This is a genomic window from Streptomyces roseoverticillatus (assembly GCF_000719265.1).
Lineage (GTDB): Bacteria > Actinomycetota > Actinomycetes > Streptomycetales > Streptomycetaceae > Streptomyces > Streptomyces roseoverticillatus.
The window spans coordinates 1-19,548 of sequence record NZ_JOFL01000043.1 but is presented as its reverse complement, the minus strand read 5'-3'; the positions used below and the strand labels follow the sequence as shown (position 1 = coordinate 19,548).

The window sequence follows — 19,548 nt, the reverse complement described above, 5'->3', positions numbered from 1 at the left end:
GTCGACACCGGCATGATGCTCGCGGCCGCCGGCGCCCTCGCCGACGTCGTCACCGAGGACGAACTCAACGCCAACTACATCATCCCCAGCGTCTTCAACCCGGGCGCCACGGAGTCCGTCGCGGCCGCCGTGAAGCGCGCGGCCCTGGCGCTCCGTCAGGGCGAGTAGCAGCACGCGTACGGACGGCCCGTCCGCCGGCACCGGATGCCGGCGGACGGGCCGCTGCCGTTCAGCATGACGTCCGTTCAGCCGACGGGCTCCGCCTCCCCGTCCGCCTTCACGCGGGCGAACTGCGTGCGGTGCAGCTCCTCGTAGCGTCCTCCTGCGGCCAGCAGCTCGCTGTGGGTGCCGCGTTCGACGACCCGGCCGTCCTCGACGACGAGGATGAGGTCGGCGGCGCGCACCGTGGACAGCCGGTGGGCGATCACCACGGCCGTGCGGCCCTCCAGGGCTTCGGCCAGCGCCTCCTGGACGGCGGCTTCGGAGGTCGAGTCGAGGTGGGCGGTCGCCTCGTCCAGGATGACGACGCGCTGGCGGGCCAGCAGCAGGCGGGCGATGGTCAGCCGCTGCCGCTCGCCGCCGGAGAGCCGGTAGCCGCGCTCGCCGACGACCGTGTCCAGCCCGTCGGGCAGGGCGGCCACCAGGCCGTCCAGGCGGGAGCGCCGCAGCGCGTCCCAGACCTCGTCCTCGGCGGCGTCCGGCCGGGCGATGAGGAGGTTGGCGCGGACCGTGTCGTGGAAGAGGTGCCCGTCCTGGGTGACCATGCCGAGCGTCTCGCGGATGGAGTCGGCGCTCAGGTCGCGCACGTCGACGCCGCCGAGGCGTACGGTTCCGGCGTCGGCGTCGTACAGCCGCGGCAGCAGCTGGGCGATGGTGGACTTCCCCGCGCCGGAGGAGCCCACGAGGGCGACCATGCGGCCGGGTTCGGCGCGGAAGGAGACTCCGTGCAGGACCTCGGCGCCGCCGCGGGTGTCCAGGCCGGCGACCTCCTCCAGGGAGGCGAGGGAGACCTTGTCGGCGGACGGGTAGCCGAACCGTACGCCGTCGAACTCGACGGAGACCGGCCCGTCCGGCACCTTCCGTGCGCCCGGCTTCTCGGCGATCAGCGGTTCGAGGTCGAGGACCTCGAAGACGCGCTCGAAGCTGACGAGGGCGCTCATCACCTCGACACGGGCGCCGGCCAGCGCGGTGAGCGGGGCGTAGAGGCGGGTGAGGAGGAGGGCGAGCGCGACGACGGCTCCCGGCTCCAGCCGGCCGTGCAGCGCGTAGAAGCCGCCGAGGCCGTAGACGAGGGCCAGGGCCAGCGCGGAGACGAGAGTGAGGGCCGTGATGAACGCCGACTGCGCCATGGCGGTGCGGACGCCGATGTCCCGCACCGCGCGGGCGCGGGCCGCGAACTCGGTGGACTCGTCCGCGGGCCGGCCGAACAGCTTGACGAGGGTGGCGCCCGGCGCGGAGAACCGCTCGGTCATCCGGCTGCTCATCGCGGCGTTGTGCGCGGCCGCCTCGCGCTGCAGCCCGGCCATGCGCGCGCCCATCCGGCGGGCGGGCACGACGAATACCGGCAGCAGGACGAGCGCGAGCAGCGTGATCTGCCAGGAGATGCTGAGCATCACGCCGAGCGTCAGGACGAGAGTGACGATGTTGGAGGCGACGCCGGACAGGGTGTTGCTGAAGGCCCGCTGGGCGCCGATCACGTCGTTGTTCAGGCGGCTGACGAGTGCGCCGGTGCGGGTGCGGGTGAAGAAGGCGACCGGCATCCGCTGCACGTGGTCGAAGACCGCGGTCCGCAGGTCGAGGATGAGGCCCTCGCCGAGGGTCGCCGACAGCCAGCGGGTCAGCAGCCCCAGGCCCGCCTCCGCGACGGCGAGCACCGCGATGAGCAGGGCGAGCCGGACGACGGTCCCGGTGTCGTCGCCGTGCACGATCCCCTCGACGACGCGTCCGGCCAGGATCGGCGTCGCCACCGCGAGCAGCGCCATGACCACGCTCAGCAGCAGGAACTGCCCCAGCTTCCGCCGGTGCGGCCGCGCGAACGCGGCGATGCGGCGCACGGTGGCCCGTGAGAGGGGCCGCCGGCCCTGTTCGGCGTTCATCGCGCTGTGCAGCGATGTCCACGCCGTGACTTCCATGCTCATGGGGCTCTCCTCGGGAGACGTCGGTACACCCGCACGCTAGAACCTCAACCAACCTTGAGTTCAAGCGTCGCACCCGAGGGCCGGGGAGAACGCAAGCACACGGCCTACGGGCCGAGCAGCTGTGTGCTCGCCAGGTCACGGTAGAGCGCGTCGCGCGCCAGCAGCTCGGCATGGGTGCCGGCCGCCCGTACGCGTCCCGCCTGCATGACCACGATCCGGTCCGCCGTGGTCACGGTGGAGAGCCGGTGGGCGACCACCAGGACGGTGGTGTGGCGAGCGGTGTCGGTGATGGTGTCGCGCAGCGCCGCCTCGTTGGCGGCGTCGAGCTGGGACGTGACCTCGTCCAGCAGGAGCAGGCCGGGACGGCGGAGCAGGGCGCGGGCGATCGCCACGCGTTGCCGCTCGCCGCCGGAGAGGCGGCTGCCGCGGTGGCCGACGTCGGTGTCCAAGCCGTCCGGCAGGCGGTCCGCGAGCAGGTCCAGGCGGGCCAGCCGCAGGACGCGGGCGAGTTCCGCGGCGCCGGGGTCGGGAGTGCCGAGCGTCAGGTTGTCCCGCAGGGTGCCGGCGAGGACGGGAACGTCCTGCTCCACGTAGCCGATGGACGCGCGGAGCCGGGCCAGCGGCCACTGCCGTACGTCCTCGCCGCCCAGGAGCACGCGGCCGGAATCCTGTTCGTAGAAGCGCTCGATCAGGGAGAAGACCGTGGTCTTGCCCGCGCCGGACGGGCCCACGAACGCGGTCAGGCCGCGCGCGGGCACGGTGAAGGAGACCTGGTGGTGGACGCGGGGCAGCCCGGGCCGGTACGCGAAGCTCACCCGGTCGAACGACACGCTGAGGGGCACACGCCTGACTTCTGCCCCCTCGTTGCTCTCCAGCTCCTCCGTCTCCAGCTCCTCCGTCTCCAGCTCTTCGGCCTGTGCGATGCGGACCGCGGCGGCGGCCCCCACCTGGACCTGGCCGACGCCTTCGACCAGTTGCCCGATGCGCGGGGCGAGGGCGAAGAGGTAGAGCAGGAAGGCGACGAGCGTGGAGACCTCCGTCGCGCCGGAGGTGACGCGCGCGCCCCCCACACCGAGCACCACGAGGAAGCTGACCTGGATGATCACCGCCGACGTCGTCGCTGACACGGCCTCCCAGGCCGCGGCCCGTACCCCGGTGCGCCGGGCGCGTTCGGCCGCCCCGGCCAGCGCAGCCGCCTCGTGCCGCTCGGCGCCCGACGCCTTGACGGTGCGGAAGGCGCCCATCACCCGCTCCAGCGCCGCCCCGATACGACCCACCGCCTCCTGCGTGCCGTGCGTGGCGCGACCGATCCGCGGGGCCACGACCGCGACGACGACCCCGGCGAAGGCGATCACGCCGAGGGTGACGCCCAGCAGCACGGCGTCGAGCAGCCCCATCATGACGACCGTCGCCGCGGTGACCAGGGTGCCGGTGACCGCCGCCGACACCGCCTGGGGCGCGGTCTGGCGCAGCAGAGTCGTGTCGGACGTCACCCGGGATATCAGGTCGCCCGGTTCGGAGCCCTCCACGACGGGCACGCGCAGCCGCAGGAGGCGGTCGGCCAGCCTGCACCTGGCGGTGCAGACGACGGATTCGGCTGACCACTGCAGCACGTAGTGCCCGAGGCCCGCGAGGACCGCTCCGGCCACGACCAGCAGGCTGAGCAGCAGAACGGGGCCGGCGGCCGGCGCCCCCCGGCCCATGTCGTCCATCACGCGCTTGGCCGCCAAGGGCTGGGCCAGGCCCATGACGCTGCCGGTGAGCCCCAGGGCGACGCCCGCGGCCATGCGCCACTTCTGCGGGCGCAGGTGGTCCAGCAGAGCCCGCTGCCCCGGCCACGACCGGCCCGGGCCCTCCCGCGCGCCGGCCCGCGCGGGGGCGGGAGGGCCGGTCCGGGGAGTCTCTACGGAGGGCGGCGCGGTCATGGGCTCACTCCACGGTGAAGAAGCGCTGGAAGTAGTCGGCCGGGGCGCCTTCGCCGACGAGGACGCCTTCGGCCTCCACCCAGGCGTGCGCGGCGAACGGCGGGCGGCTGCGCACGCCGACGCACCAGGTGGGCCAGTGGCCGTACCAGCGGCAGAGCAGCACGGTGGCCAGGGAGCGCGGCAGACACCCCTTGTGGCCTCCGGCGGCGAGGCTCACGGCGAGGACCGTGCGCCGTGCCGTGCTCGCCTCGGCGAGCGTGGCGGGCCGGGCGCCGCGCCGCAGCCTGCACAGGACGGCGCGGATCCGGGCAGGGGGCTGGGTGGCCAGCAGGTGGGCGCAGCCCACGGCCAGCCGTGCCACGCAGCGGCGGCCCAGGGGGATCGAGCGGGGCTGGTAGGGGATCGCTTCCGGTGTCGACATGGCGTGCCTCTACGGTCGGGGAACGAGGTCCGGCGGACGGCCACCGGGCGGCAGGGCGTCCTACGGAGTGAGCAGTCCTGCCGAGCGCAGCTCGTCGATGATGCGGCGGACGTCCTCGCCGACCTCGCCGGCTTCGGCGCCGTCGTACCGGGCCGTCAGGATCTCGGCCGCCCGTCCGGGGCCGTGTCCGTCCAGCAGCGTCCGCAGGACGAGGGCGGCCGTCGGGTTGAGCGTCCAGTATTCGGCGCTCTCCTGGTCGAGCAGCGCGATGCCGTACTCGGTCTCGGTCATCAGGACGCCGGGCTTGAGTGCGGGCACGGTTTCACGCCTTCCGGTCGGCGGCGGGCAGGGGGGTCATCTCCCGGGAGCGCAGCCACACTTCGCAGGCGATGGTGGGGTGGAGCAGGTAGCTCTCCGTCTCCGCGGAGAGGGCGCGGCGGCACCATGCGTGCAGCGCCTTCCCGTCGGCCAGGCCGAGCCGGACCAGCCGGGAGTCCTCGCACAGCGTCAGCAGGGCCCGGCGGTGGCGGCGCAGTCCCGCCTCCTCCTCGAACGTGGCGTTGGCCTTGGTGCTGCGGGTGCGGCTGGCTTCGGGCACGATGCCGCGCATGGCCTCGACGATGAGCGGCTTGTAGCGCCAGGGGGTGATCCGCTCCTGCGGGCGGACGGCGAGGGCCGCCTCGATGACGCGGGCGTCGTAGTAGGGCGCGCAGACCTCGATGGCCAGGGGCGCGGCCATCTGGCCGATGTGCCGGACCCACTGGGAGATGCCGTCCATCGCGGCCAGTTCGCGGTGTTCGCCGCGGTTCCTGCCCCGGGGCCCGGCCGGGGTCCGGGGGGCGCGGAGCAGCTCCCGCGCCGCGAGGACCGCGTCGGGCGTGGCCCACGGCGGCATCCGGGGCGGGACGGCCCAGTCGAGCAGCGGCTCCTCGACGGGGGCGGGCGGCCCGGTGAGGTCGCGGGCGAGGCGGCCGAGCCAGGCGTCGTAGGACCTGCGGTCCAGGAGCCGGCGCAGCACCGCCCGCCGGGACCAGCGGTATTTGGCGGCGTACCCGCGTATCGCGTGCAGTGCGACGAAGGGGTGGGTGAGCAGCAGCGTGTGCAGCCGGGCGGGCGTGCCGGCCAGGAGCTCGTCGCCGCCCAGGCCGGTGAGGTGGAGGCCGGATCCGCGGGCCGCGGCCCGTTCGATGATGCCCATGCGGCGGTGGCGGTCGACGGTGAGGATGCTGGGCGTGTCGAGGATGTCCCGCAGGCCGTCGATGCCGTCGAACGTCATGGCCACCTCGCGGGCCGGGACGATGTGGTGCTCGACGCCGCCCAGCGCCCGTACGGTGCGCCCGGCCCAGTACACGTCGTCGCCGGCCTCGTCATGGACGGCGGCGGTGTAGGCGACGACCTCAGCGCCGCCGCGGGCCGCCGTGCAGCACACCGCTGTGGAGTCCAGGCCTCCCAGGTCGGACGACACCAGGCCGCGCCCGCGGGTGCGTACGGCGACCGCTTCGGTGAGCGCTTCCCTCAGGTGCGCGGCGCCCGCGGCGAGCGGGAGGACGGGGTCGGGCGGTGACCACCACCGGGTGGTGCGGGCCCGGCCGCCGGCGTCGAGCGTCAGGCGATGGCCGCCGGGCACGGCGTGCACCCCGCGCCAGAGAGGACCGCCGTGCCACGGGTAGGGCACGCCCGAGGCGAGCATTTCGAGGGCGATACGGCGCTCGTCGAGTCCGGCGCCCACCAGTTCGGCGAGCACGTCGGCACGGTCGGACGCCACGCTCACCGGTCCGCCGCCGGGCGTCGTGGCCTCGGCGTGGAAGACGCGCCGCAGCCCGACGACACCGCCCTGGATCCGGACCCGTCCGGCGACGGTGGCCATCAGGTGGAAGGTGCCGGGCCGGCCGGCGAGGCGGTCCAGGGCGGACGCCGAAGCGGTGCCGGACACCGCGGCGGCGGCCCGTTCGGCGTCGGGCGGTGTGACGGCGTGCTCCCCGATCACCACGACCCGCGTGTCCCGGTGCGCGCCCGTCACGGCCGTCCCCGGGTCCCAGCGGCCCACGATCCAGGGCCGTCCCGAGGCGTGGCACAGGCTGCGGGAGGCGAAGGTGAGCGCCCTCGCGGCGAGGGCGCCCGCCGCGTCGGTGTCGGGGAGGACGACGAACCAAGCGGGCACGGACTGGAGTGACAAGGACTGATCCATGGGGCACGGCCCTCCGTCGGCGATGTCCGGGGACGGCGAAAGCGGGTGGCGGCCCTTCGGCCGCCACCCGCTCGCAGGTCAGAGAACCTGCTTGCCGCCCAGGACGTCCTTCGGGCCGTGGTCCTTGAGGCCCGTCACCTTGCGGAAGCTGCCGGCCTTGGCGAGGGTGGGACGCTCATACGTCATGACCATTCTCCTTCTTGGACGGGGATGATGTTTGCCTACGACAGGTACCTGTTTGCGGGCTCCATCGATTTCCTTAGGGAAATCCGAGCGGTGGATCCGCGGCACTCACCGTAAGTACGACGAGCGCATCATCACAACGCCGCAGTCACGCCTATGGGGTTGCGCCGGGGGCGCTCCACTCTGCTCCGCACCCGGCACACAACCCCTCACGCCACCTGCGAAAACGGAAAAATCCGTGAGGAGAATCGTTAATCTTTCGGGGGGGAGGTCACGTCCCTCGCGCCGGTTCCGCCCCGTGCCACACCGTTGTCACGTTGCAGAATTCCTTGATGCCATGGCCCGAGAGCTCGCGTCCGTAACCCGAACGCTTGACTCCGCCGAACGGCAATGCGGGATGAGAAGCCGTCATGCCGTTGAAGAAGACGCCTCCGGCCTCGATGTCCCGCGCGAAACGTTCCTGTTCCGCCGTGTCCGTGGTCCACACGTTCGAACTCAGCCCGAAGGGCGTGTCGTTGGCCAGCTCGACGGCCTCGTCGACGTCCCCTACGCGGTAGACGGTCGCCACGGGGCCGAACGCCTCTTCGCGGTGGATGCGCATGTCGGGGGTGATGCCGGTGAGGACCGTCGGCTCGTAGAACCAGCCCTGCGGCAGGTCCTTCGGCCGTTGTCCGCCGCACAAGGCCGTCGCGCCCCGCCGGACGGCGTCGTCGACGAGCTCTTCGAGGTCGGCGCGGCCCTGTTCGCTGGCCAGGGGGCCGACGTCGGTGGTGTCGGCCATGGGGTCGCCGACGGTGAGCCCGGCCATGCGGGCGGTGAACCGTTCGACGAAGGCGTCGTGGACGTCCGCGTGGACGATGAAGCGCTTGGCGGCGATGCAGGACTGGCCGTTGTTCTGGACGCGGGCCGTGACCGCGGTCCGCACGGCGCGTTCGAGGTCGGCCGACGGCATCACCACGAACGGGTCGCTGCCGCCCAGTTCGAGGACGGTCTTCTTCACCTCGTCGCCGGCGATCGCGGCGACCGACCGGCCGGCGGGCTCGCTGCCGGTGAGGGTCGCCGCGGCGACCCTGGGGTCACGGAGGACGCCCTCGACGGCCCGCGAGCCGACGAGCAGCGTCTGGAAGCAGCCTTCGGGGAAGCCGGCGCGGCGGAACAGGTCGCCGAGGTAGAGCGCGGTCTGCGGCACGTTCGAGGCGTGCTTGAGCAGCCCGACGTTGCCCGCCATCAGGGCGGGGGCGGCGAAGCGGACGACCTGCCAGAGGGGGAAGTTCCACGGCATGACGGCCAGGACCACGCCCAGCGGCCGGTAGCGGACGCGGGCGAGGACGGCCCCGGAGTCGGCGACCTCGGTCTGCGGCGGGTGCTCGTCGGCCAGCAGCTCCGCGGCGTGCGCGGCGTACCAGCGCATGGCCTTGACGCACTTGGCCGCCTCCGCGCGAGCGGCGGCCAGCGGTTTGCCCATCTCGGTGGTCATGATGCGGGCGACGGACTCCTGGTCCTCCTCCAGCAGATCCGCGGCCCGGTTCAGCAGGCGGGCCCGTTCGGGGAGGTCCGTGGTGCGGTAGTCCCGGAACGCCGACGCCGCGGCGGCCAGGCGCCGCTCGATCTCCTCGGCTCCCAGTTCCTCGAACGTCCTGAGCGTCTCGCCGTTCGCGGGGTTCACCGTTGCGATGGGCATGGGGTGCCCTCCTCGTGTGCGATGCCTCGGCCTGTGTGCGCCTCTCGGGGACCGGCCCCGTCCGTCCTGTACCACGCCGCGCACGGGTCAATCCGGCGGCCGCAGCCTTTGACCCATCCGGTGAGGGCCCGCTCAGTGGTACGGGTGCGCGCCGCTCGGCAGTGCGGGCGCGTGCCGGGGGCGGGGCGTCACCCCGTACGGCGGTCCGCGGCGTCGTCCGAGACGCGCGGCTGGCCGGGCAGCATCCGCACCGCCTCCGGCACCACGCCGCCCTGGACGCCGGCGTCCGCGGCGCTCCCGGCCTCGGCGGACGCGTCCGCCGCCGGGTACGGGCACGGCAGCACCCGCGTGCGGTACAGCCAGGTCACGGCGCCCCCCGAGGTCAGCCCGAAGATCAGGCAGGACACCCACGGCAGCCAGGCCCGCCCGGTGCGCTCGCCGACGTCCATCACCCAGCCGACCACGGCGTTCCCACCGGCCGCCGTCGCCCCGGACAGCACGTAGAACAGGCCGAAGTACGTACCGGTCAGCCGTTCGCTGCCGAACCGCGGGATCAGACCCAGGACCGGCGGGTAGGCGACCATGCCGCCGAAGTACAGCAGCAGCGAGGCGGAGATCATGACGAGGAGCCGTGGCACCACGTCCCCGGCGCCCCTCGGGGGAGACGCGTCGCACACGAGCAGCGGTGGTACGAAGCCGAGCCCTATGACGGCGATGCCGGCCCCCACCCAGCGCATGCCGCCCCCGCGCTGCTCCAGGCTCCGGGTGATCCGGAACTGGAACAGCAGGTTGGCGACCGCCCCGGCGCTCAGCAGCACGGCCTCGGCCCCGCCCCAGCCCGACACGTGCTGCGCGCCGTGGGGCAGCAGCATGTACAGCTGGTTCTCCATGATGAACATGCCGGTGGTGGCGAAGGCGAAGCACAGGAAGCGGCGGTTGCCGAGCGCTTCCCGCAGCTCCCGCACGATGGGGTCGTGGCCGGCGGAGACCTCGCGCGCCGGGAGCACGAACGCCTGGGCGACGGTCAGCGCGGCGAAGAGCCCGGCCGCGGTGAGGGCGCAGATCCGGAAGTCGGTCAGGTACAGCACGCTGCCGGCGAGCAGCCCGACGAGCGAGCCGATCGTGGCGAAAACGTTGAGCAGGGCGAACGCCTCGGCCTTGCGCTCGCCCGACTCGTGGGAGACGTAGGAGCGCACGGCCGGGTAGAAGAGCGCGGCGGCGAGTCCGCTGATGCCGGAGGCGGCGAGCAGCAGGGGCAGCGAGTTGCCGAACGAGAAGAGCGTGAAGCCCACGGTCCGCAGGGCGCACCCGGCGATGATGACGACGCGGGGGCCGAGCCGGTCGGCCGCGGTGCCGCCGATGATGTACATGCCCTGCTGGCTGAGGTTGCGGACTCCGAGGACCAGCCCGACGACGGCCGCCGACATTCCGAGATCATGCCCGATATAGGTCGCCAGAAAAGGAATCAGCAGATAGAAACCGGCATCGATGCCGCACTGGTTGATGAATAGCAATCGCAATGCGAGAGGGCACTCGCGGACCGCCCGAAGAGTTCTCATGCGCGTCCCTGCAGTCAGCCCGAGCGAGGGGACAGCTCGGGCCCCGGCCCCGTTCAGGGGCCAGGGTTCCCCGGCGATCGGGCCGACTCCGCCCGGCAGTCACCGGCCGCGCCCGGAAGGGTACTCAGCGGATACGTTAGCAAAGCCGACGTCTTATCAACAGGGTGAGATTCCGGGCATCGGCGGCTCCTGGAGTAAACCGGCACAAGGGAATTGCGCCCGGTTCTCTCTTCGAGAGCTGGAACTCTCGTGCCCCGTTATTGCGTTCACGCGGCGGCGCGGAGTGAGGGGTGCGATGCGGTGCGATGAACGCCGCCGCCGGGTCACTCGCCGTGCGGCTCCACCGGGCCGGCCGGCGTTCCCCCGGAAGGGTGAAAACCGCGACTGAATTCCCGTCAACAGAACACGGATTCTCCGCCGAATCCATTCTTCAGACCACGGCCCGCCCGAAGATGCCGAAAGGCCCGCGTGCCGCCGGTGACTTCGCGACGATGGCCGTATGAACGACCGGAACTTCTTGGAGCGCACCAAGCAGTTCGCGCTCTACCTGGCCGAGCTCCAGACAGTCCTCGACGCGGAGTCCTACGCCCTGCTGCTGCGGATCCTGAAGGGCTTCAACGAGGCGATCATGCACCGCGAGAACGGGGTCGACATTCCCTTCTCCCCGCGCGAAAAGGAGTTGCTCACACCTGAGTTCGGCCGGGTGCTCACCAGACTCGCCGGATATCTCGGACCGCACGGCATGCAGGTCGTCGTCCGCGCCCACGGCTCTCCCCCGCCGGCCGCCGAGCACGACCGGAGCGAGGTCGACGCCATCGCCCGCGCGAGCGGCATGAGCCCGTAGCGGCCCCGCACATCGTCTACAGTCGCGACCGCTCCCCCGAAGTCCCTGCAGTCCCCCCGCGTACGCCGTCGCATCAGGGAGGCCACCCCTCGTGCCCGCTCAGTCCGCCGCCGCCCTGGCGGTCAACCCCCTCGACGCCTCCTCGCTGCTGTCCGCCTTCGGCGCGCTCGGCATCGCCGTGGTGATGTTCGCCGAGACCGGCCTGCTGATCGGCTTCTTCCTGCCCGGGGACTCCCTGCTGTTCACCGCCGGCCTGCTGGCCCGCAGCGGGGCCCACTCCGGACCGCACCTGGACCTCGTGCAGGTCCTGGCCGCGTCCGTGGCCGGCGCCCTGGGCGGCGCCCAGGCCGGCTACGTCCTCGGGCGGCGCGGCGGGCGGGCGCTCCTCACCCGTTCCCGCAGCCGCAAGCTGCACGAGGGCGCCGACCGCGCCGAGGAGCTGCTCGGCCGCTACGGACACGCCCGCGCCATCGTGCTGGCCCGCTTCGTCCCGGTGGTGCGCACGGTCCTCAACCCCCTGGCCGGAGCCCTGGGCGTCGCGCCGCGCACCTTCACGCTCTGGCAGGTGGCCGGCGGCCTGGTGTGGACGGTGGGCCTCGTCCTCGCCGGCTACGGGCTCGGCTCGGCCGTGCCTCACGTGGACCGCTATCTGCTGCCCGTCGTGGGCACCGTCGTCGCCCTGTCCCTGCTGCCGGTCGCCCTCGAACTGCTGCGCAACCGCAGGCGGCGCGCCACCGTCACGCCGGGGGCCCGCCCTGAGGGGCCCGGTTCTCCGGAGGGCCGTCCTGCTCCCGCGCCCAGCGCCGGGCAAGAGCCGTGAAGGCCCGTGCTGCCGCGCTCTGGTAGGCGGCCTCCCGGCGCAGCAGCGTGACGGTGCGCGCGGGCAGCGGCGGATCGACCGGTACGGGGTGCAGGTGCGCGGGCCCGCGGGTGATCGCGTCGGGCAGCACGGTGGCGAGCGCGCTCCTGCCGACGATCTCGGTGAGCGCGTTGATGGAGTTGGCCTCGACGGCGATGCGCGGCGTGACGCCGTGCCCGGCGAGGTAGGCGTCGATGTGGTGGCGCGTCGCGAAGTCGCCGCTGAGCAGGGCGAGCGGGTGTCCGGCCAGTTCTCCGGCCGGCAGCGCGGTGCTGCGGCCCGCGCACGCGTGGCCGGGCCCGACGACGAGGCCGAGCGTCTCGGTGAACAGGTCGGTGCCGGCTACGCCCGGCAGATACGTGCCGCTGAAGGCGATGCCCAGGTCCAGTTCGTCGGCCAGGAGGGCGGATTCGATGCGGTCCTGCGGCAGCTCGCGGAGGTCGAGGGTGATCCCGGCGTGCCGGGCGTGGAAGTCCGCCACGAGCGGCCCGATCAGGTACGCGGTGAACGTCGGGGTCACGGCCAGCCGCAGGGTCCCGAGCGAGAGGTCCTGCACGTCCAGCACGGCGCGTTCCCCCGCCGCGAGGTCCTGCAGGGCGTGCCGGGCGTAGCGCGTGTACACCTCGCCCGCGTCGGTGAGGCGCACGCTGCGCCCGGAGCGGTCGAGCAGCTGGACCCGCAGGGACCGCTCCAGCTGCTTGATCTGCTGGGAGAGCGTCGGCTGGGAGATGTGCAGGGCCTCCGCGGCACGGGTGAAGTTCGCGTGCTCGGCGACGGCGAGCAGATAGCGGAGGTGGCGCAGTTCCATGCGCGCCACTATAGGCAGCCATAGACCGTGTCGATGGCCGCCCCGGGATGCGCCTGCAGCCGCCTATGTACGGGGGCCGGTCAGCCTTGCCCGATGCCCTCGAACCAGGTGGCGCCGTCCTCCACGGCGTGCTTGATGCGCCGGACCGCGAACTCCTGCAGGGGCGGCAGGGCGTCCGGCTCGAACCAGCCGACCTCCAGGGACTCGTCGTCGTTGACGCGCGCCTCGCCGCCCACGGCCCGGCACAGGAAGCAGACGTCCATGTACTGGCACTTGTCGCCGTTGGGGTAGGTGACGGGGGCGAGCGCCTCGACCACCAGGACGCGCTCCGCGACGCAGTGGACGGCGGTCTCCTCGTACACCTCGCGCACGATGGCGGAGGCGGGCTGCTCGCCGGGGTCGGGGATGCCGCCGATGATCGCCCACTCGCCGCTGTCCGAGCGGCGGCCGAGCAGCACGCGGCCCTCGGGGTCGAGGACGACGGCGCTCACGCCGGGGATCCACAGGAGCTGGTTGCCCGCGGTCGCGCGGAGGACTCGGATGAAATCGGGGGTGGGCATGGGCAGGAGCCTAGTGGTCCGGGAGGGCCGGGCGTTCACCCAGGTGGCGGCAGGGGTGGTGAGAAAGTCCCAGGTCAGGCCGGGGCCTTGCGGCCGGGGGCGAGGCGCAGGGCCCGGCGGATCACCCGTACGGCGGATTCCGCGTCGTCGACGGTGACCGTGAACGTACGGCCGTCGCCGAGGCGGAGCACGAAGCCCTCGCCCCGGCGCACGACGACGGCGGTGCCCTTTTCGGGCAGCCACCGGTAGCCCCAGCCGCCCCACTGGCGCGGCGTGACGCGCGGGGCGAAGTCCGCATCGACCACGTGGGACAGCGGGATGCGCGTGCGCGGCACGCCGATGTGCCCGCAGCGCACCTCCAGCGCCTCCATGTCGACCCGTACGGCCACATGGACGAACGCGAGGGTGCCGTAGAGCATCAGCAGCCCGGCCGCGACGCAGCCGACGACCGCCATGACGAGAGGGGCCAGACCTGAGGTCCATGCGCTGTCGACGGCCAGTTCGACGCCGAGTGCCAGGCAGGCGGCGCCGGCCGCGGCAAGCAGCCACTGGACGCGGTTGGTCGCGCGACCGGTCCAGACGGCGAGATCCGCGGCGCCGTCGGCCGGGGAAGGGGGTCCGGCCGCGCCCGTGTTCTCGTCGCCCTCGTGGCCCTGCGGGCCCGTGGAATGGTCCCTCATACCAGGCAGCCTACTCACCTTCCGCCACCACGGCAGGGGTGATGCACGGACCGCACCGGATCGGGTGGCCGGAAGGGGCCGGCGGCCGGCTCAGGGGCGTACGGCGGCGGCCTCGACGAGGGAGCGGCCCTCGGGGTAGGTCAGGGAGGCCGGGTCGATGCTGCCCTCGCGGCCGCTGAGCAGCACCGTCAGGCGCCCGGACGGCGCGGCGCCGGGGGCGGGCGCGGCGCCGATGCGGCGCAGCGTCTGGGCGGCGACGGCCTCCGCCGAGCCGTACAGGGTCAGGCGCGGGACCGCCGGCGACAGCAGGGGCTGGACCGCCGCACGGATACGCTCCGCGACGAGCTCGTAATGGGTGCACCCCAGGACGACGCTCCTTACATTGCGGGGCGTGAGGGCGGCCGCGGCGGCGACCGCGGCGTTCACGGCCGCGGAGTCGGCGTACTGGACGGCGTCCGCGAGGCCGGGGCAGGGCACCTCCGTGACCTCGACGCCGGCCGCGAAGTCCCTGATCAGGCCGCGCTGGTACGGGCTGCCGGTGGTGCCCGGGGTCGCCCAGATGGCGACGGGGCCGCCGGCGGCCGCGGCGGGCTTGATCGCGGGCACGGTGCCGATCACCGGGATCGCCGGTTCCAGCTCGGCCCTTATCGCCGCGAGCGCGTGCACGGACGCCGTGTTGCAGGCGACGATCAGCGCGTCGGGGGCGAGGGCGGCCGCGGACCGGGCGCAGTCCAGGGCGTGCGCGACGATGTCCTCGGGGGTACGGGGGCCCCACGGCATGCCGTCGGGGTCGGAGGAGAGGACCAGATCGGCGTCCGGTCGCAGCCGGTGCACGGCGGCGGCTGCCGCCAGCAGCCCGTTGCCGGAGTCCATGAGCGCGATCTTCACCCGGTCACTCTAATGGATGGGCGGAAACGGCGGCCCCGGCGGGCGGGTCCGTTCGCTCCGCTTCCCGCAAAGACCCCCGATCAGCCGCCCTCCGTGCGGCAGACTGCCACGGGTGAGCGCGCTGACTTGGATCACTGTGGGTTCCCTGGCCGCGTGGCTGTGGCTGCTGCTGGGCCAGGGCTTCTTCTGGCGTACGGACGTACGGCTGCCCGAGCGCAGGCCACCCGCGGCCTGGCCGCCCGTGGCGATCGTCGTCCCCGCCCGCGACGAGGCGGAGGTGCTGCCGTCGAGCCTGCCGTCCCTGCTCGCCCAGGACTACCCGGGGAAGGCGGAGATCTTCCTCGTGGACGACGGCAGCTCCGACGGCACCGGGGAGCTGGCCCGCGCACTGGCGGCCGAGCGCGGCGGACTGCCGCTGACCGTCGCCTCCCCGGGCGAGCCCGGCCCGGGCTGGACGGGCAAGCTGTGGGCTGTACGGCACGGCATGACGCTCGCCCGGGAGCGCACCGACGCCGCGTACCTGCTGCTCACCGACGCCGACATCGCCCACGAGCCGGACAGCCTGCGCGAGCTCGTCGCGGCGGCGGAGTCGGGCGGCCTGGACCTCGTGTCGCAGATGGCCCGGCTGCGCGTGGCGACCGTGTGGGAGCGGCTGATCGTCCCCGCCTTCGTCTACTTCTTCGCGCAGCTCTACCCCTTCCGCCGGATCAACCGGCCGGGCGCGCGGACCACGGCCGCCGCGGGCGGCTGCGTCCTCCTGCGGCGCGACGCCGCCGAGCGGGCCGGCGTCCCCGACAGCATCCGGCAGGCCGTGATCGACGACGTGACGCTCTCCCGGGCCGTGCGCCGCACGGGCGGCCGGATCTGGCTGGGCCTCGCGGACCGGGTGGACAGCGTCCGGCCCTACCCGGGCCTGGGCATGCTGTGGCGGATGGTCTCGCGCAGCGCGTACGCCCAGCTCCGCCACAACCCGCTGCTCCTGGCCGGGACGGTCGCCGGGCTGGCGGTGGTCTACCTGGCGCCGCCGGTCGCCGTGGCGGCGGGCGCCCTGACGGGCGAGCCCGTCGCACTGACCGCCGGAGCCGCCGCCTGGGCGATCATGGCCGGGACGTACGTGCCGATGCTGCGCTACTACCGGCAGCCGCTCCTCCTGGCGCCGCTGCTGCCGTTCACGGCCCTGCTCTACCTGCTGATGACCGTGGACTCCGCGGTCCAGCACTATCGGGGCCGGGGCGCGGCCTGGAAGGGGCGGACGTACGCCCGCCCCGAGGCCGCGCCCTGAGCGGCCCGGCCGGTCACTTGCGGCCCGGCGTCCAGTTCATGCCCCAGCCGTACGCGCGGTCGAGGGTGCGCTGCGGGCTGACGCCGCGGTCGGGCACGAAGTAGCGGGCCTCGCGCTGGACGACGAGGTCGCCGTTGTTGTTGGTGATGAGGGCCAGCGCGCAGACGTTGGAGAGCACGGTGCACTCGTCGAGCGAGAAGTCGACGGGCGCGCCGTGCTGCGGCTGCATCGTGACCGTGGCGTGCAGGCCGGCGAAGCTCCGGGCGCCCTCGTAGATCGTTACGAAGACGAGGATGCGCCGGAAGTCGTTGATGTGGTCCAGGTTGACCGTGAGGTTCTCGCCCGCGGCCACCGCGCCGGTGCGGTCGTCGCCGTCGAGGTGGATGAACGGCGGCCGGTGCAGGGAGCCGAAGGAGTTGCCCAGCGCCTGCACCACGCCCTTGGTGCCGTCGCGCAGCTCGAAGAGGCAGCCGAGGTCGAGGTCCAGGTCGGAGTGCATGGCCATGGCCTTGCCGAACTTGTGGCCCCAGCCCTTGAACGACTTGCGCACCTCCCAGTTGAGGTTGACGCGCAGCGCCCCGGACGTGCCGCCCTGCTTGGTGAGCGAGACGGTGGGCGCCTCCTTGGTGAGCGTGACCTTCGTCAGGCGCACGGGCTGGGGCGCGGGCGGCGCGGCGGGCGGCGCGGCGGGCGGAGGCGGGGCGACCGGCGGTGCGGCGGGCGCCTGGGCGGGCGGCGCCGGTATGGCGGCCGGGGCGGGGACCGACTGCGGCTCGTCCACCGAGATGCCGAAGTCGGTCGCCAGGCCCTCCAGGCCGGTGCTGTAGCCCTGGCCCACCGCCCGGAACTTCCACTCGCCCTGGCGGCGGTAGAGCTCGCCGAGGACGAACGCCGTCTCGACGGTGGCGTCCGTGCTGTCGAAGCGCGCGAGCTCCGCGCCGCCGGCCGCGTCGGTGACGCGGATGTACAGCCCCGGCACCTGCCCGAAGCTCCCGCCGTCGGCCGAGGCGGCCAGCACCACGGTCTCGACGGACGGCTCTACCGCGGCGAGGTCCACGGCGAGGGTGTCCGTCGTCATGCCGGCGCCGGACGGCCGTTTCCCCTCGTGGCGGACCGCGCCCGAGGGGTGCGCGGCCTGGTTGTAGAAGACGAAGTCCGCGTCCGAGCGGACTCTGCCGCCGGCGAGCAGCAGGGCGGAGGCGTCGACGTCCGGCGCCCCGGGGGCCGTGCGCCAGCCCAGCTCCACCCGCACCGCCGGCGCCGGAATCCGGACGTTGGCACCCTTCAGCATCCCCATGCTCCACCCCTATGGACGGTTTCTTGCTTGCAGGGGACAACGTATCGCGACATTCGTTTGTCCCTGCTTGGCGTGGATTGGGGATGTGCGGGACTCTGCGTCCTCCTTGTCATCGGCCGTGTCCTCGGCTGTGTCCTCGGTCGTGTCCTCGGCCTTGGCCTTGTGTCAGGACGAGCCGGTCGCCGCCCTGGGCGGATCGGGTTTGGCCGCGGTGGGGGCCGCGGGGTGGCCGGCGGTGGGCACCACGGGCTTCTCGGGCTTCTCGGCCGTCGGCGTCACCGGCCTCTCAGGCCGTTCGGCAGTCGGCACCACGGGCTTGTGCGTCGTGGGTGCCACGGGTTTCGTGGGGGCCTCCGGCTTCGAGGAGGTGGGCGTCACCGGCTTCGGTGCCGTGGGCGGCGCGACGGGCCGCGTCGCCGAGGGCGCGCTCGTCCGGGGCGGCGTGGTGCGCGGACCGACGGGCGTGGTGCTGCCGAGCGGCGGCTTCTTGGAGGACGCGCCCGGCCCCCGTGACCCCGGGGGCTCCGTCGTCGGCCGTACGCCCTGGCCCGAGAAGCCGTCTGACGGTTCGCCGGATCCGCTGGAGGACGCTCCCGGGCCGGAAGAGCCGGCGCCGGACGATCCGGATCCGGACGACCCGGCCGACGGCTCCGAGGACTTGTCCTTCGGCGGCTTCGAAGACGATCCCTTGTCCTTGGGGTCCTTGGGGTCCTTGGGGTCCTTGGGGTCCGACGACCCGGCGGCTCCCGGGGAACCCGACGAACCCGGAGAGCCCGCAGGCGTCTTCGGCGGATCCCAGTGGAAGGGCTTGCTGTCCTTGCTCCCGTCGCTGCCCACGCCGCGGTCGAAGGCCTTGTCGCCCTGGAAGGGGTCGACGAGGGGGATCTGCTTCACCGGACCCTGTTCCTTCGTACGGGCCTTGATGACGGTCACCTCCGTGGCGGTGAACGATTCCCAGCGGGTGCCCGTGTAACTCGCCGCCTTCGTGTCGACGGCCTGGTCCGGCTCCTGGAGCGGGTTGCCGCAGTTGCACTTGACGGCCGGCCCCATGAAGTTGTCCACGAGGACGAGCACGCCCTTCTGCAGTACCGACAGGTACTCGCTGGCCTCGCCGTCGCGGAAGTCGTGGTTCTTGACGAGCGTGTCGAACTCCAGGCTCGTCTCGGTGAGTCCGTTGATGTACTCGCCGATCCTGCCCTCGTCGATGTTCTTCACCTCGGCCCACGCCCTGGCCTTCTCGGGGTCCCCGGTGAGCTGCTTGATCAGCGACGCCTTGTCGCAGTGCGTGGCGCCCTGGAGCCCGCCGAACGTGCCCCGGGCGTCCCCCGCCCGCTGCCCGCCGCCGCGCACGGCGGACCGGACGCCCCGGAGATCGGTGTCCGGGTGCTCCACGAACGGGAACGCTCCTATCTCGCCCACGGCTTCCAGGACGAGTTGAACGGATTTCTTGCCGCCGGACCCGCACCCGGCGAGGCTCGCGCCGCCGATCAGCACGGGCACGGTGAGGAGCGCGACGAGCCGGAGCCGGCGGCGCCGCGCGGACGGTTTCTGCTGTGTTCCTCGGAACGGATTGGCCACCAGCCGCATTTGCATCCCCCGAAAGCCGGTCAGTTCTTTCCTTCGGCGTCTTCCTTCAGCCCTTCGGCTGCTTTCAGCGCGTTGCGCATTTCGTCACCCAGCCGCCGTTGCACGTTCCCGGGTTCCTGGTCGGTTCGGTCGTGGGATAGGTGGGAGCGGTGGGTTCGTCCGTGGCGTGCCCGGACGGGGAGGGACGGGGATTCTCCGAGCTCCCGGGGCTGCCGGATGCGTCCGGCTGCCGGGATTCCGAGGGCTGCACGGTGCCCGTGGAGCCGTCGTCCGGCTGCTGCCCGCTGTTCCCGGGCCCTCCCGCCGACAGCACTCCGGCGACGGTGCCGCCCGCGATGAGGAGCAGCGCCAGCAGCGGTCCCAGGTAGACGGGCCAGCCGCGGCGCGGCGGCGGCGGTGCGTGGCCGGGCGCCGGGCTCAGGCCCGGCGGCGGGAAAGGGGCCTGCACCGCCCCGTGGGCGCCCATCGGGTACCCGGTGGGCCGCCCGACCGGGCCGGCCGGGCCCCTGACCGCCCCGCCGGCTGTGCTCGTCGGCGCACCGGGCGACCCGCCCGCCCCGGGCACTCCGGATATTCCGGGCGGGCCGGGAGGCGGCGGGCTGCCGTACGACGGGGTCGCGTAGCCGGTGGCGGGGGCGGGGGCCGGCG

The 19,548-nt window shown here is 73.4% G+C and carries 17 protein-coding genes and 1 pseudogene; 3 read left to right on the top strand and 15 right to left on the bottom strand.

Annotated features, from left to right (window positions below; all coding sequences use genetic code 11):
- Positions 1–245 precede the first annotated feature (245 nt).
- The 8 genes from IF61_RS0131285 to IF61_RS0131250 form a co-directional block, all read right to left on the bottom strand.
- On the bottom strand, positions 246–2,138 hold the full coding sequence (locus IF61_RS0131285; RefSeq protein WP_030369936.1) for an ABC transporter ATP-binding protein: 1,893 nt from the start codon (positions 2,136–2,138) through the stop codon (positions 246–248).
- 104 nt (positions 2,139–2,242) lie between these two features.
- The gene (locus tag IF61_RS0131280) at positions 2,243–4,063 is read right to left on the bottom strand and encodes an ABC transporter ATP-binding protein (RefSeq protein ID WP_030369935.1); all 1,821 of its coding nucleotides are present in this window, start codon (positions 4,061–4,063) and stop codon (positions 2,243–2,245) included.
- A 4-nt stretch (positions 4,064–4,067) separates the two neighbouring features.
- The gene (locus IF61_RS0131275) at positions 4,068–4,484 is read right to left on the bottom strand and encodes a lasso peptide biosynthesis B2 protein (protein WP_030369934.1); all 417 of its coding nucleotides are present in this window, start codon (positions 4,482–4,484) and stop codon (positions 4,068–4,070) included.
- A 60-nt stretch (positions 4,485–4,544) separates the two neighbouring features.
- Positions 4,545–4,802: a lasso peptide biosynthesis PqqD family chaperone gene (locus IF61_RS0131270; RefSeq protein WP_030369933.1), complete on the bottom strand. Its 258-nt coding sequence runs from the start codon at positions 4,800–4,802 to the stop codon at positions 4,545–4,547.
- Between the two features lie 4 nt (positions 4,803–4,806).
- Positions 4,807–6,672, bottom strand: a complete 1,866-nt coding sequence (locus IF61_RS0131265; protein ID WP_030369932.1) for a lasso peptide isopeptide bond-forming cyclase — start codon at positions 6,670–6,672, stop codon at positions 4,807–4,809.
- Positions 6,673–6,750: 78 nt separating this feature from the next.
- Positions 6,751–6,858, bottom strand: coding sequence for a keywimysin-related RiPP (locus tag IF61_RS35645; RefSeq protein ID WP_157848734.1), 108 nt, complete (start codon positions 6,856–6,858; stop codon positions 6,751–6,753).
- Between the two features lie 268 nt (positions 6,859–7,126).
- Positions 7,127–8,536 carry an NADP-dependent succinic semialdehyde dehydrogenase gene (locus IF61_RS0131255; protein ID WP_030369931.1) on the bottom strand — a complete coding sequence of 470 codons (1,410 nt, stop codon included), beginning with the start codon at positions 8,534–8,536 and terminating at the stop codon, positions 7,127–7,129.
- Positions 8,537–8,724: 188 nt separating this feature from the next.
- Positions 8,725–10,095: an MFS transporter gene (locus IF61_RS0131250; protein WP_078660655.1), complete on the bottom strand. Its 1,371-nt coding sequence runs from the start codon at positions 10,093–10,095 to the stop codon at positions 8,725–8,727.
- 499 nt (positions 10,096–10,594) lie between these two features.
- On the opposite strand from IF61_RS0131250, the gene IF61_RS0131245 reads away from it, so the two are divergent.
- Positions 10,595–10,939 carry a hypothetical protein gene (locus tag IF61_RS0131245; RefSeq protein ID WP_030369929.1) on the top strand — a complete coding sequence of 115 codons (345 nt, stop codon included), beginning with the start codon at positions 10,595–10,597 and terminating at the stop codon, positions 10,937–10,939.
- A 91-nt stretch (positions 10,940–11,030) separates the two neighbouring features.
- Positions 11,031–11,759, top strand: a complete 729-nt coding sequence (locus IF61_RS0131240; RefSeq protein WP_245684691.1) for a DedA family protein — start codon at positions 11,031–11,033, stop codon at positions 11,757–11,759.
- Here the strand turns inward: IF61_RS0131240 and cynR are convergent.
- From cynR to IF61_RS0131220, 4 genes are all read right to left on the bottom strand, one after another.
- A complete protein-coding gene (gene cynR, locus IF61_RS0131235) occupies positions 11,677–12,606 on the bottom strand; it encodes a transcriptional regulator CynR (protein WP_052393316.1) in 930 nt (309 codons plus the stop codon). The genes IF61_RS0131240 and cynR overlap by 83 nt on opposite strands.
- Before the next feature lie 80 nt (positions 12,607–12,686).
- On the bottom strand, positions 12,687–13,166 hold the full coding sequence (locus IF61_RS0131230) for an NUDIX hydrolase (protein WP_030369926.1): 480 nt from the start codon (positions 13,164–13,166) through the stop codon (positions 12,687–12,689).
- 74 nt (positions 13,167–13,240) lie between these two features.
- Positions 13,241–13,846 (bottom strand): hypothetical protein, encoded by a 606-nt coding sequence (locus IF61_RS0131225; RefSeq protein WP_030369925.1) that lies wholly within the window; start codon positions 13,844–13,846, stop codon positions 13,241–13,243.
- A gap of 90 nt (positions 13,847–13,936) precedes the next feature.
- On the bottom strand, positions 13,937–14,734 hold the full coding sequence (locus tag IF61_RS0131220) for a glutamate racemase (RefSeq protein WP_030369924.1): 798 nt from the start codon (positions 14,732–14,734) through the stop codon (positions 13,937–13,939).
- A gap of 121 nt (positions 14,735–14,855) precedes the next feature.
- Here IF61_RS0131220 and IF61_RS0131215 point away from each other — a divergent pair, with 121 nt between their 5' ends.
- Positions 14,856–16,016, top strand: a complete 1,161-nt coding sequence (locus IF61_RS0131215; protein WP_030369923.1) for a glycosyltransferase — start codon at positions 14,856–14,858, stop codon at positions 16,014–16,016.
- Between the two features lie 13 nt (positions 16,017–16,029).
- On the opposite strand, the gene IF61_RS0131210 is transcribed toward IF61_RS0131215, so the two are convergent.
- From IF61_RS0131210 to IF61_RS35640, 3 genes and pseudogenes are all read right to left on the bottom strand, one after another.
- On the bottom strand, positions 16,030–17,313 hold the full coding sequence (locus IF61_RS0131210; protein WP_030369922.1) for a TerD family protein: 1,284 nt from the start codon (positions 17,311–17,313) through the stop codon (positions 16,030–16,032).
- A 165-nt stretch (positions 17,314–17,478) separates the two neighbouring features.
- Positions 17,479–18,891 (bottom strand): DUF6777 domain-containing protein, encoded by a 1,413-nt coding sequence (locus IF61_RS0131205; RefSeq protein ID WP_157848733.1) that lies wholly within the window; start codon positions 18,889–18,891, stop codon positions 17,479–17,481.
- Between the two features lie 73 nt (positions 18,892–18,964).
- Positions 18,965–19,548: pseudogene (locus tag IF61_RS35640) on the bottom strand (hypothetical protein); the annotation flags it as partial.

Excerpts from the sequence above, each read along its gene's own strand:
- IF61_RS0131285 (WP_030369936.1), bottom strand. The coding sequence starts at position 2,138 with ATGAGCATGGAAGTCACGGCGTGGACATCGCTGCACAGCGCGATGAAC.
- IF61_RS0131280 (WP_030369935.1), bottom strand. The coding sequence starts at position 4,063 with ATGACCGCGCCGCCCTCCGTAGAGACTCCCCGGACCGGCCCTCCCGCC.
- IF61_RS0131275 (WP_030369934.1), bottom strand. The coding sequence starts at position 4,484 with ATGTCGACACCGGAAGCGATCCCCTACCAGCCCCGCTCGATCCCCCTG.
- IF61_RS0131265 (WP_030369932.1), bottom strand. The coding sequence starts at position 6,672 with ATGGATCAGTCCTTGTCACTCCAGTCCGTGCCCGCTTGGTTCGTCGTC.
- IF61_RS35645 (WP_157848734.1), bottom strand. The coding sequence starts at position 6,858 with ATGACGTATGAGCGTCCCACCCTCGCCAAGGCCGGCAGCTTCCGCAAG.
- IF61_RS0131255 (WP_030369931.1), bottom strand. The coding sequence starts at position 8,536 with ATGCCCATCGCAACGGTGAACCCCGCGAACGGCGAGACGCTCAGGACG.
- IF61_RS0131250 (WP_078660655.1), bottom strand. The coding sequence starts at position 10,095 with ATGAGAACTCTTCGGGCGGTCCGCGAGTGCCCTCTCGCATTGCGATTG.
- IF61_RS0131245 (WP_030369929.1), top strand. The coding sequence starts at position 10,595 with ATGAACGACCGGAACTTCTTGGAGCGCACCAAGCAGTTCGCGCTCTAC.
- cynR (WP_052393316.1), bottom strand. The coding sequence starts at position 12,606 with ATGGAACTGCGCCACCTCCGCTATCTGCTCGCCGTCGCCGAGCACGCG.
- IF61_RS0131230 (WP_030369926.1), bottom strand. The coding sequence starts at position 13,166 with ATGCCCACCCCCGATTTCATCCGAGTCCTCCGCGCGACCGCGGGCAAC.
- IF61_RS0131225 (WP_030369925.1), bottom strand. The coding sequence starts at position 13,846 with ATGAGGGACCATTCCACGGGCCCGCAGGGCCACGAGGGCGACGAGAAC.
- IF61_RS0131210 (WP_030369922.1), bottom strand. The coding sequence starts at position 17,313 with ATGGGGATGCTGAAGGGTGCCAACGTCCGGATTCCGGCGCCGGCGGTG.